This window comes from Flavobacterium sp. (assembly GCF_049318325.1).
Taxonomy (GTDB): Bacteria; Bacteroidota; Bacteroidia; order Flavobacteriales; family Flavobacteriaceae; genus Flavobacterium.
The window spans coordinates 22516-33652 of the sequence record NZ_JBMOGQ010000009.1; the positions used below are offsets into that span (position 1 = coordinate 22516).

Consider the following 11137-nt stretch of genomic DNA (forward strand, 5'->3'; position numbering starts at 1 on the left):
TCTATGTTAGACAAAAAAGAACAAGAAAAGTTAAAAAAAATATTAGAAAGTTGTCATATTAATTTTCTAATAGGTTCAGGTGCATCAACAGAGTATTTTGAAACCTTAAAAATGGTTGAAAATTTATTAACTGAACTAAATAATAAAATAGATAGAGATTCCAGTGAATTTAAAATTATTGATTGCTCAATTAAGTACGCATATTTTCAAAAATGCATAAGAGGTAATCTAGGATTTATAGATAAAAGGATAGCGTCTGAGCGGGAGGAAGAATTTAGAAGTACTTTAGAAAATTATCGTCAATTTATTTCTGCATTAAATACCATTTTAACTCGTAGAAAGACAAATATCATAAGTAAACAAATTAATTTGTTTACAACTAATATGGATTTGTTTTTAGATTATACTCTTGAGAAACTAAATCTTGAATTTAATGATGGTTTTTATGGTAGACAGAATCCTATCTTTTCTACAAGTAATTACAAAAAGTCAGTTTATCAAGTAAGTGCTCATTATGACAATAAAACGGAATTACCAACCTTCAATTTATTTAAAATGCATGGATCTGTCAACTGGCAATTGAAAAAAGATTCTATTTTTCATGATAGACAATTGGATGTTTTGTTAAGACTAGATAAAGTAAAAATATTAACTGAAAATTTAATTGATATTACAAAAGACACAACTGTTGAAGAACTAAAAGAGAAATCAAAGAAATTAAAAATAACTGACGAAATTGATAAGTTTTTAAATATTTATAACGAGTTAGTAATGGTAAACCCAACCAAAGAAAAATTTGCATTAACAACTATTGATTATAATTTTTATGAGCAATTGAGAATGTATTCAAATGCCCTCGAAAAAGAAAATTCAGTTTTATTTGTTACTGGATTTTCATTTGCAGATGAACACCTAAAAGAAATCACACAAAGAGTTCTACAAAGTAACCCTACTCTTATTATTTATTTTTTATGTTACTCAAAATCGGATAAAGATAATATTGAACAATTATTTCCGCAGTATAAAAATGTTATTGTCATACATATTACTGAATCTTTTTGTTTGAAAGCCCAAATTTCAAATATTTTTGACCCTATCGCAAATGAGCTTGATAATAAATATTTTATAGGAGAAGACAAATTAAAAGAAATACTAGGAGAGGAAAACCAAAAAGAAACAAAACCAACTACCGAAACTATAGATGGAAAAGGATAATGCTTCAATTTTAAAAATAGGAAATGTCATTGCAGTTAAAGGTAGAACCATTGAAGTCGCTGTAGACAAAATGAAAAATGCCTCACACTTGCTTTTCAATGGAAATGTGGTTAAGAATGTTTCTGTTGGGAGTTACATTAAAATTACCAAAGGATTTTCTGAATTAATTGGAAAAATTGAAAGTGAGTTTATCCAGGAAGACAAATTAAATATAGCTTCAAATTACTATAACTCTAAAAACAAGATTAAAAGAATTTTAAGTATAACTTTAGTTGGCTTTATTAATTCAGAAAACCAAGAAAAAGAATTTAAACAAGGTTTAAAAGAACTTCCATTAATTGAAAATGAATGTTATTTATTAACTGAAAATGAATTTGAATTAATTCACAAGTTTGCCAAAGACGATGAAGTCGCAATTCAAATCGGAACTTTATTAAATGAAACAAGTGTTACAATAAAGCTAGGAGTAGATAGACTTTTCGCAAGTCATATTGGCATTTTTGGCAACACTGGAAGCGGAAAATCTTACACATTAGCTAAAATTTATCACGAACTTTTTAATCAATATAAAAACGAACCAAAATTCCAAGAAAACGCAAAGTTTGTTTTGATTGATTTTAATGGTGAATATGTAAATCCTAAAACAAATGAGGGAACATATGAAAAGATAATACTTGAAGAAGATTATAAGGATGAGTTTATTTTAGGAGATGGAAATAGTAAATTTCCAATTTCAAAAGAATCAATTGAGAATGTCGAAATTCTATCAATTCTATTAGATGCAACAGAAAAAACACAAAAACCTTTTCTAGATTCGGTGCTAAATTATAGCTCATTTAAAAAGAATGAATTCAGTTTTAATGAATTTATTGATACTGAAATAATAAAAGTATTGTTATCCAAAAAAGATAAAAATTTAGGTGTTAAGGTATTAATTGATTTATTTAAAGATATAAAAGATTGCTTTATTGAGCCTGAGATCCATGACAAAATTAGTTCTTTTATTAATGAAAATATTGATTTCAAATCGGATAATGGTTCATATTTTTTAAAAAATGGATTAAAAGGGAGAGAAAATCAAACGGATAATGAGAGATATCCCGAATATGAACCTAAAAATATTGAAGTTCATTTTTACATACCTTTAATTGGATTAGTTAAAGAGATAAATTTTTCTAATGACTCTTTATTTAATTTAAAACTAAAAATTGTTTTAAAATATTATAAAGATGTTGTTTCTGGTTATGTAAACCCTGAATTTATTGGCCCTTTAAAAGGAAGGACAATAAAGATTTTTAGACAACTTCAAAATTTAATTGATGTTGTTGAAGCCAAAAGTTCGAATACAAAATTGGTTACAATATTGTCATTAAAAAACATTAATGAACAATCAATTAAAAAAGTATTACCCTTAGTTATTTGTAAAGAGTATTATGAAAATCACAAAATTAATAATGAAAAAAAAGATAAATATCTTAATATAATAGTTGACGAAGCTCATAATATACTTTCAAAATCATCAACAAGAGAAAGTGAGACTTGGAAAGATTATCGTTTAGAAACATTTGAGGAAATAATAAAGGAAGGTAGAAAATTTGGTGTTTTCTTAACCATTGCAAGTCAAAGACCATCTGATATTTCAGATACTATTATATCACAATTGCATAATTACTTTTTACATCGGTTAATCAATAACAAAGATATAGAAGCTATTGGTAGAACTGTGTCTTATTTAGACAAAGTGTCTTTTGAAAGTTTATCAATTTTGCCCCAAGGAGCTTGCATTTTAGCTGGACTATGCGCTGATTTACCTGTTGTAATTAAAGTTGATAAAATTGAAGATGTTTATAAACCTTACAATGAAACAATAGAATTAACTAAACACTGGAAATAACATAGCCATACTTGGGTGTTTAACTTGTCTGATAACCAAAATAATTATCTAGCTTAATTATTAGTTAACATTTTATTACACAAGGAATCAAATTTTATTGTAAAATATAAATTAATATTCATCATTTTCTGATATGAAAAGTGAAAAAGGTAACTGTCACCTATGTGGAGAGTTCAAAGAGCTAACATTTGAGCATATTCCACCGAAAGCTGCTTTCAATGATAATCCAATACTAATTCAAAAACACGAACATTTGTTTGATGAAAAAAGTTATGTTTATGGAAAATCAATAAGAAGTAATAATGGCTCTGGTTCCTATTGTTTTTGTAAAAGTTGTAACAATAATACAGGAACTTGGTATGCTAGAGATTTCTCTGAATTTGTAGGTCAAGCATACAATCACTTTAATAATGTTGAAAAGATAAACAGAGCTAATCTTATCGAATTTAATTTTAAACCTTTGAATGTTTTAAAGCAAGTTCTAACTATGTTTTTAGCTATTGACCATTCAGATTTTCTCAAAAATGATAAAGAATTAGTAAACTTCATTTTAGAAAAGGACAACAATTCATTACCTGATAAGTATCAAGTTTATTTATATAATACGATTTCAAAACATAAACGATTGTATGGGATACAATGGAATAATTTTAATGGTTCAATGAATACTCATTCTGAAATAACATTTAATCCTTTTGGATATTTTCTGACAGTTGATTCTCCTCCACCTATTGAAACAATGACCAATATAACCGATTTTAAAAAGTTCCAATTTAATGAGCAAAAGAAATATATAATTCCATTATTCTATTTAAAAACGGACAATATGTTCTTAGGACAGTATGAATAATTATCATCAAATATTTTAAAGTAGTACTAAAATAAAAAAGTTTTACATTTCAGTTGCCACTTATTTGCCTAAAACTGAGTAAAAAGTGAATAAAAATAATTCTTAATAAGTCTACAAAACCAAACAACAATTGTACCCTTTCTCAATCAATTATTAATGCGTTCTAAAAGGGTTACAAAATGACAACATTTAGTGACAAAAACATTGCAATGGTATTGCAATGATTTATGGAGGTTATTGCAATACCATTGCAATGTTTTCTACTACAAGTTCCAATTGATTTATTTAGCAATTCTCATAATTGATTTCTTTTCTTGTTTTTGACTTTGAATGTTCCAATAGATTGCCATTTGTTGTGCGTAATCTATTGGAGTTTTTCCGATGTAATTTAAAAACTCTTTTTCGGTACTATGCCCTGTTACATTCAATAGTAAACCAGTCGGAATATCTCCGTAATAATTTGTAGCAAATGAACGCCTGCAAATATGTGATGTAATCAATTCCCATTTTTTAAAATCACCATTTTCTTTTCGAGAAGTATCAGGGTTTATCCTTGCGCCCGAAATTGTTTCATTCAATTTGGCTTCTTGGCAAACATCTTTGATGTACAAATTAAATTTAGCTTTTGAACTTTCTATGTTTTTGCTGTAAAGAGATGGGAAGTTTCCATTTCTTTTATCTAAAATTGCTCTTACTTTATCGTGTACAAGTATGGAAACTCTTTTTTTAGTTTTTTGCTGAATAAGTTCTATAAAATCTAAATTGCCAATTTGCTTAATATCTTGCTTTGTTAATTGTAATAAGTCCCCAACACGTTGACCAATGTAACAACCTATCAAAAGCCAATCTCTGGCATCTTGTAAATGTGCTTCTTTCAAATCAACTTTTTCGATTTCCGCTAATTCATCCCAATTAAGATAAATTTTATCAATTTGTACACTAAAACCTTTAATCTGTTGAAGTTGTGGACTAACTGTATAGCCAGACTTTTGAGCATCTAAACAAATGGTTTTTAAAAACTTAATATAACGCCCTGCCGTGTTTCTGCCTAACTTTTCTACTTCAAGTAAATATTTAAGAAAATCATTTCTATACTTCAAATCAATTTCAGATAGTTTATACTTGTGGCGTTTATACTCTTGGAATCCCTGTATTTTTAATTTTATTGTTTTGTATTTTGTAACTGTGGCTTTAGATGTTCCGAGTTCTCCAGTTCTGTCATTTGTTTTTAACTCCAATTTTTCTACATAGAGGTCGCAATAATTAAGAATGAAATTGTTATCTGTTATTTCGGCTTTATTAAAATGGGTGTTTAGACAATCATTTAACCAGTCTTTATTAACTATATCTGAACCTGTACCACTTTTATTATATCTGCTAATTATATAGGATTCTAAAGTGTCTAATTCATTTTGCAAATTGTCTCTTTCAGCAAACTGGGAGACTTTCCGTATTTTACCACTTGCGTTATTAAAATAAGCTGGATTGATAACTAACGGAATTGCTAGTTTAATATCAGTTTCTCTATTTGCAACAAATCGGATGTATATTTTTGATGGATTATTATTTCCTCTAATCGAATATTTTATCGTAGCCATATTTCATATTTTAGTTGCAACAAATATATATAGTTGAATGATTATAAAAAAATATTTTGTCCGACATTTGTCCGACCAAAAGCGAATTTATACTAATTCAACCTAATGCAAATTAATTATATTTTTTATTACAAACCCTTTAAATACCTAACTTAACAAGGTTTTTTGTTCTAATTCAATTGTTTAGAGTTAATTAGCAATTAAGCTATTTCGTTCCCTCTTTCTCCGCTGAAAAAAATCCTAAATGGTGTCAAAACCCCGGAAATCTTATGATTTTCGGGGTTTTTTGCTTTTGCGCATATACCAAATTATTCATTGAATCTTATCGCTAAAGGGACTAAATCGAGACCCTAGAAAAAACTAGAAATCTAGGGTCTCGCTAAAATCTCTTAACCCTCGCAAACAAAGGGCTTACGATTGAAAAACTATAGCTAGTTCACTCAGTAAACATCTTGTTTGACTTGGATAAGGAATTTAAATTGATAAATAATTAATCAGTCAGTAAAATGAAAGCGAAAGTAAACCTGCATTTCTATGCAAAATCCACCAAGGCTAATGCCAAAGGGCAATTTCCGATTTATGTTCGTCTTACCGTAAACGGAATCAGAACAGAATTCAGTACCAAAAAGTTTATAGAACCTAACCGATGGCTATCTGAAGCGTGCAAAATGAAAGGTTCTTCAGAGGAAGCTCGTTCAATTAATAGTTATCTTGATTTACTCAAATCTAAAGTGTTGGATATTCAAATGGAACTAATACATAAGAATCAGGAATTGAATATTGAGAACTTTAAAGAATTGCTTTTCGGTTCTGAAGAAAAACAACGCATGCTCGTTCCCATCTTCCAAGACCATAACAATAAAATAAAAGAATTGGTTGGTAAAGAATACGCTCCTGGAACATTAGAACGCTATACCACTTCTCTAAAGCATACTATTGAATTTTTAGAATGGAAATATAAAATTTCAGATATTGAAATTTCCAAAATAAATCATGCTTTTATTTCTGATTACGAATTCTATTTAAGAAGTGTTAGAAATTGCTCAAATAATACTGCTGTTAAATACATCAAAAACTTTAGTAAAATAATTAAAATTTGTTTGGCTAATGATTGGTTAGACAAGAATCCATTTGCAAACTATAAAGCAAAAGTAAAAGAAGTTGAACGGGTTTATTTAACTGAGAAAGAAGTTCAAAATATTATTGAAAAGGATTTAAAAAACGATAGGCTTTCACTTGTTCGTGATATTTTCCTTTTTAGCTGTTTTACGGGTCTAGCATACATTGATGTTAAAAACTTGACAAAGTCTCACATAAGTCTTGGAATTGATGGAGAAAAATGGATTTTCACTCACAGACAAAAAACAGAAAGTGCCTCAAAGATTCCAATATTGCCTGTTACGCAAATAATAATTGACAAATATGAAAATCATCCTCAAGCTAATTGTAATGATAGACTAATCCCTATTCTGTCAAATCAAAAAATGAATGCTTATTTAAAAGAAATTTCAACAATTTGCGAAATAGATAAAGAGTTAACCTTTCATATTGCAAGACATACCTTTGCCACAACTGTAACCCTCACTAACGGTGTACCCATCGAAAGCGTAAGCAAAATGCTAGGCCACAAGAATTTGAGAACTACGCAACACTATGCTAAGGTCCTAGACAGAAAAGTAAGTGAAGATATGAAAATCCTTAAAGACAAGTTCTCGAACAATATCATGCTTTCTAAAACTTCATAAAAGTCTTGCTCCTGAATAAGATAAATACGTAAAAACACGTATTTCGATTATGTTCAATGCTATATATCTTGCGAAATATTATTACTTTTTAGTGATATTAATTAGTTGACAGTAAGCATAAGTGACTACATAAACTAAAAATACATAGTATGACACCAGAACATAAACAAAATATCATTCCGCTACTTGATGACTTTTGGAAACTTGAAGTAGAAAAAAGAATTGCTGATGTTTATAAAGACTACCAGGACTTGACTAGTGTCTATATTGGCAATTATTCAGTACTTGAATTTGGAGAATTTTCAAAAAAAACTATTTCAAAAATTGGACAATTATTACAATCAAAAATGTTCTGTATTCTACCATTTCAATATCAGTTTCAAAATGACTTTGGTGGGGGTAATTTAAGAGATGACATAGCAAATTTAAATTCATACTTATCATGTAATGACTTTATCAATGCGGTTACTCATTTATACAGACTAGTTTATTATCTTGTCCAAAATGGTTTTTGGCACAAACAAGAACCACTTGACAGAAAAAAGGAGAATCAAATAATTGAAGAATTAAAAACAAAACTTTCAATAGTTGTTGAAAAAATTGACAAGAACGTAGACACGAATAAAAAACTAATAGACGAACTCAATCTTGAAAAAAATAGCCTGACAACCTTAATAACGACTAAAAATAAGGAACTCTCTGAGATTTCAAACCTACTACCTACTGCACGAACACATTCAGATGAAATCACAAGAATTCTAACAAACAGCACAGACACAAATCAGCAAATAACAGGGCTACTAAATCAACAAAACGCAAATCTTGAGACTATTAAAGAACGAATAAAGGAAGAGAAAGACCTATTTGATGAATTTTCATCAGACCTTAAACAGTTGAAAGAGAATTACAATGCACAAATCGGAATTACAACTAGGTACAATGCAAGCTTTGAAAAGCAACTTGAAACAATACTTGACAAAAGCAAAACTTTTGACGATAGAATAAAAGTTCTAAATGAGCTAATCGGAAAAGAAGGTGCTGTTAAGTTATTCAACACATTTAATGACAGAAAAAAAGAACTTGAAGAACCAGTAAAAAAGTGGGCAAAGGTGGTTTTTGGTACAGGCATTTTTGCATTAGTTTTAATTATTGGAATATTCACAAATTTCTTTGGTCTAGTAGGTGGATATCCGACAGCAATTGATTGGCATTATTTACTTATTAACTCTTTAAAATCAGTTCCTGTAATGATTGTTCTCTACTTTGCTATAAAACAGTATGTTCGAGAGAGAAGCTATCAAGAAGAATATGCTTTTCGTTCAGCAATCGCTTTGACAGTTCAGGCTTATGGTGACATTGCTGGAAGTAAAAAAGAAGAATTGATTTCAAAGGCAGTTGATAATATTTACAATATGCCAATAATGATGAAAGATAGAAATTGGCTTTTTAATTTTAAAACACGACAGTTGTCAGAAACTCTAAAAGAGTTGAATGAGACAATTAAAAACATAAAACCATGATAATTGATAATTAGAATAAGTCTACTGCTAACAACTATTTTGTTAGATACTTTTTGAAAAAAACATTTAGTATCTTAAAATAATTAGTTTAGGATTAATGAATAACAAAGTTTTGAGCTAAAAAAAAACACTTAATACTAAAAAATATGAAAACAATAGATTTTAATAACAAAATCACCAAAATTGAATTTGAAACATCAAAATTTCCTTCATTACTTTTTGACCTTCTAGATTTTCATACGACAGATGTAAATTGGGCATTAAGAATTGGTGGTTCATCATTAAAAATAACTTTTAGCTGTTTTGACAATTCTAATAAATTATTAGGAAATACAACTCAATTATTAAAACCATTTATAAGTCCTTATCAAATCCAATCTTACATTTTATTTAATTATTTCCCAGTTCGGTTTGACGTTAATCAATTATTTATAAATAAACAAGCAATTGCAAAATATAAAGTTGAAATTGAGTTGACAGGAATTCAATTTGTAACTGGCGAAAAATATCATTTGCAATTTCACCTATTGGAACACACAAATTATCAAATATTCTGTAATGGAGTAACAATTTCTACAATATTTATTACTGACAATCATCCTTTAAGTCAAAATCATAGACAGGTGACTTTTATTCCTATCACTACAATAAATCATGGGGATTATCAAAAAACATTAACTTTTGATAATCATCAAAATTATCAGGTAGATAATAATCAAACAGACGATCAAATTATAAATAATTTGTTTACTTCTCAAAGTTTGATCTGTAGTTCAAATTGGATAAAAATAAAATTTTAACTACCACTTACAAACATTTAAATTAATCCTATCTAATTCAAATACATTTAACAACAATTTCTATACTTTTAACCAACAATCTCGACCTATAAAACCTATTAACAAGCACATTAGATTTAAGTTAAACTTAATATTAGAAACAAACAATGACTGAAACAGAATATAAATTGCTTAATTGGCGAGGAGACTCATTAAACGCGGAGAGAATGTGTGCTGACATACTCATCATGCAGGACTTCGAATCGGTTGACCCTCAATCACCATTGGGTGGACCTGATGAGACAAAGGATATTCTTTGTAAAAATAGTGGACGTACATATTTAGCAGCAGTATATTTTGCCCCATTACCAAAGACTTTTAGAAGTATTAAGAATAAATTTTTAGGAGATTATAAAGGAGTCAAGAAAAACAATGTTGATGGAGTCATTTTTATGACCAATCAAAAATTAACTCCTGGGAACAAAAAAGTGCTCCAATCAATAGGTGAAAAGGACAAAGTTTCTTGTATAATATATGATAATGAGGCAATAAGAGGACTTTTAGATTCTTCTTTGGGTTTACCAATACGTCTTTTGCACTTAAAAATAAAACTTAGTAAAGCAGACCAAATATCATTTTTTACAAAACAGCAAAATAAACTTCCTCAACTTTTCGAAACCTACAGTAAAGGTATTATATCTGTTTTAACTGCAAAAATTGATAAATGCTGTGATGTTAAACCAATTGAAAAAAGTAAAATAGGTGATAATTATGTATTTGCACAACAAACAATCGCTTTTATTCAGAAAACAAACGAAAAGTCCGATAAAAAAAGATTTGAATTCCCCAAAGATATAGAAGTATCTATTCAAAATTTAAGTGTAGAATCCCTAAAATATATTCATAAAGCAATAATGTTTGAAAGTGGCAGTAAAGAAATTGGTATTTTCAGAAATCATATGATTTGGATTGGCTCTCCGGATAGTCCCCCTGAAAAGGCAAGTTTTATACCACCAAAACCAGAGCTTGTTCCCAAATTAACCAATAAGCTCTTGGAGGACTGGAAAATAGATTACCCTATAATATCCATAGCTAAAAGGAAGACAACAATTATTCAAAGAATAACAAAGTTTCACAATGATTTTCTTGCTATCCACCCTTTTCTAGATGGTAATGGTAGGGTTGCCAGATTTTTATTGAATCAACAAGTAAATGAGTTATTAAAAATAAGTGAACAGATAATTATTGAAGACAAACCTTCTTACTATGAGGCTTTGAATGAAGGACAGAACAGTAACCTTAAGCCATTAGAAAAGATAATTACGATTGCAATATATGGAACGGACATTGTAGAATAGAAAATCTAAATATATACAAAACTACTTTCTAATGGGACAATAAATCATTTGTTTTTACCAGCTTTTTCCTTTAAAAATCGCTCTACCTCTCTCAAAAAATGCTCATTCGATAATCGCTTTTTGTCACGAAATCGCTTTTTGTCTTGTTCAATTTCTCGAACAAACAGAAAGACAAAAA

At 28.7% G+C, this 11137-nt stretch carries 8 protein-coding genes; 7 read left to right on the top strand and 1 reads right to left on the bottom strand.

Translation table 11 applies throughout. From position 1 onward, the window contains the following. Positions 1-3 precede the first annotated feature (3 nt). The 3 genes from ACOYLP_RS01995 to ACOYLP_RS02005 all read left to right on the top strand — a co-directional run bounded on the left by ACOYLP_RS01995 (position 4) and on the right by ACOYLP_RS02005 (position 3959). The gene (locus tag ACOYLP_RS01995) at positions 4-1215 is read left to right on the top strand and encodes an SIR2 family protein (protein WP_422854501.1); all 1212 of its coding nucleotides are present in this window, start codon (positions 4-6) and stop codon (positions 1213-1215) included. Next, entirely contained in the window at positions 1202-3109 is a 1908-nt protein-coding gene (locus tag ACOYLP_RS02000) for an ATP-binding protein (protein ID WP_422854502.1), read from the top strand. Before ACOYLP_RS01995 ends, ACOYLP_RS02000 begins: the two co-directional genes overlap by 14 nt. A gap of 133 nt (positions 3110-3242) precedes the next feature. After that, entirely contained in the window at positions 3243-3959 is a 717-nt protein-coding gene (locus ACOYLP_RS02005) for a hypothetical protein (RefSeq protein WP_422854503.1), read from the top strand. A 281-nt stretch (positions 3960-4240) separates the two neighbouring features. Here ACOYLP_RS02005 and ACOYLP_RS02010 read toward each other — a convergent pair whose 3' ends face one another. Continuing rightward, positions 4241-5557 (bottom strand): phage integrase SAM-like domain-containing protein, encoded by a 1317-nt coding sequence (locus ACOYLP_RS02010; RefSeq protein ID WP_422854504.1) that lies wholly within the window; start codon positions 5555-5557, stop codon positions 4241-4243. 506 nt (positions 5558-6063) lie between these two features. Here ACOYLP_RS02010 and ACOYLP_RS02015 point away from each other — a divergent pair. The 4 genes from ACOYLP_RS02015 (at position 6064) to ACOYLP_RS02030 (ending at position 10959) form a co-directional block, all read left to right on the top strand. After that, complete coding sequence (locus ACOYLP_RS02015) at positions 6064-7302, top strand: site-specific integrase (RefSeq protein ID WP_422854505.1); 1239 nt, start codon at positions 6064-6066, stop codon at positions 7300-7302. Positions 7303-7451: 149 nt separating this feature from the next. Then, a complete protein-coding gene (locus tag ACOYLP_RS02020) occupies positions 7452-8822 on the top strand; it encodes a hypothetical protein (RefSeq protein ID WP_422854506.1) in 1371 nt (456 codons plus the stop codon). 146 nt (positions 8823-8968) lie between these two features. Further along, positions 8969-9622: a hypothetical protein gene (locus tag ACOYLP_RS02025; protein ID WP_422854507.1), complete on the top strand. Its 654-nt coding sequence runs from the start codon at positions 8969-8971 to the stop codon at positions 9620-9622. A 146-nt stretch (positions 9623-9768) separates the two neighbouring features. Then, complete coding sequence (locus ACOYLP_RS02030) at positions 9769-10959, top strand: Fic family protein (protein WP_422854508.1); 1191 nt, start codon at positions 9769-9771, stop codon at positions 10957-10959. Positions 10960-11137 lie beyond the last annotated feature (178 nt).

Excerpts from the sequence above, each read along its gene's own strand:
- ACOYLP_RS01995 (WP_422854501.1), top strand. The coding sequence starts at position 4 with ATGTTAGACAAAAAAGAACAAGAAAAGTTAAAAAAAATATTAGAAAGT.
- ACOYLP_RS02000 (WP_422854502.1), top strand. The coding sequence starts at position 1,202 with ATGGAAAAGGATAATGCTTCAATTTTAAAAATAGGAAATGTCATTGCA.
- ACOYLP_RS02005 (WP_422854503.1), top strand. The coding sequence starts at position 3,243 with ATGAAAAGTGAAAAAGGTAACTGTCACCTATGTGGAGAGTTCAAAGAG.
- ACOYLP_RS02010 (WP_422854504.1), bottom strand. The coding sequence starts at position 5,557 with ATGGCTACGATAAAATATTCGATTAGAGGAAATAATAATCCATCAAAA.
- ACOYLP_RS02015 (WP_422854505.1), top strand. The coding sequence starts at position 6,064 with ATGAAAGCGAAAGTAAACCTGCATTTCTATGCAAAATCCACCAAGGCT.
- ACOYLP_RS02020 (WP_422854506.1), top strand. The coding sequence starts at position 7,452 with ATGACACCAGAACATAAACAAAATATCATTCCGCTACTTGATGACTTT.
- ACOYLP_RS02025 (WP_422854507.1), top strand. The coding sequence starts at position 8,969 with ATGAAAACAATAGATTTTAATAACAAAATCACCAAAATTGAATTTGAA.
- ACOYLP_RS02030 (WP_422854508.1), top strand. The coding sequence starts at position 9,769 with ATGACTGAAACAGAATATAAATTGCTTAATTGGCGAGGAGACTCATTA.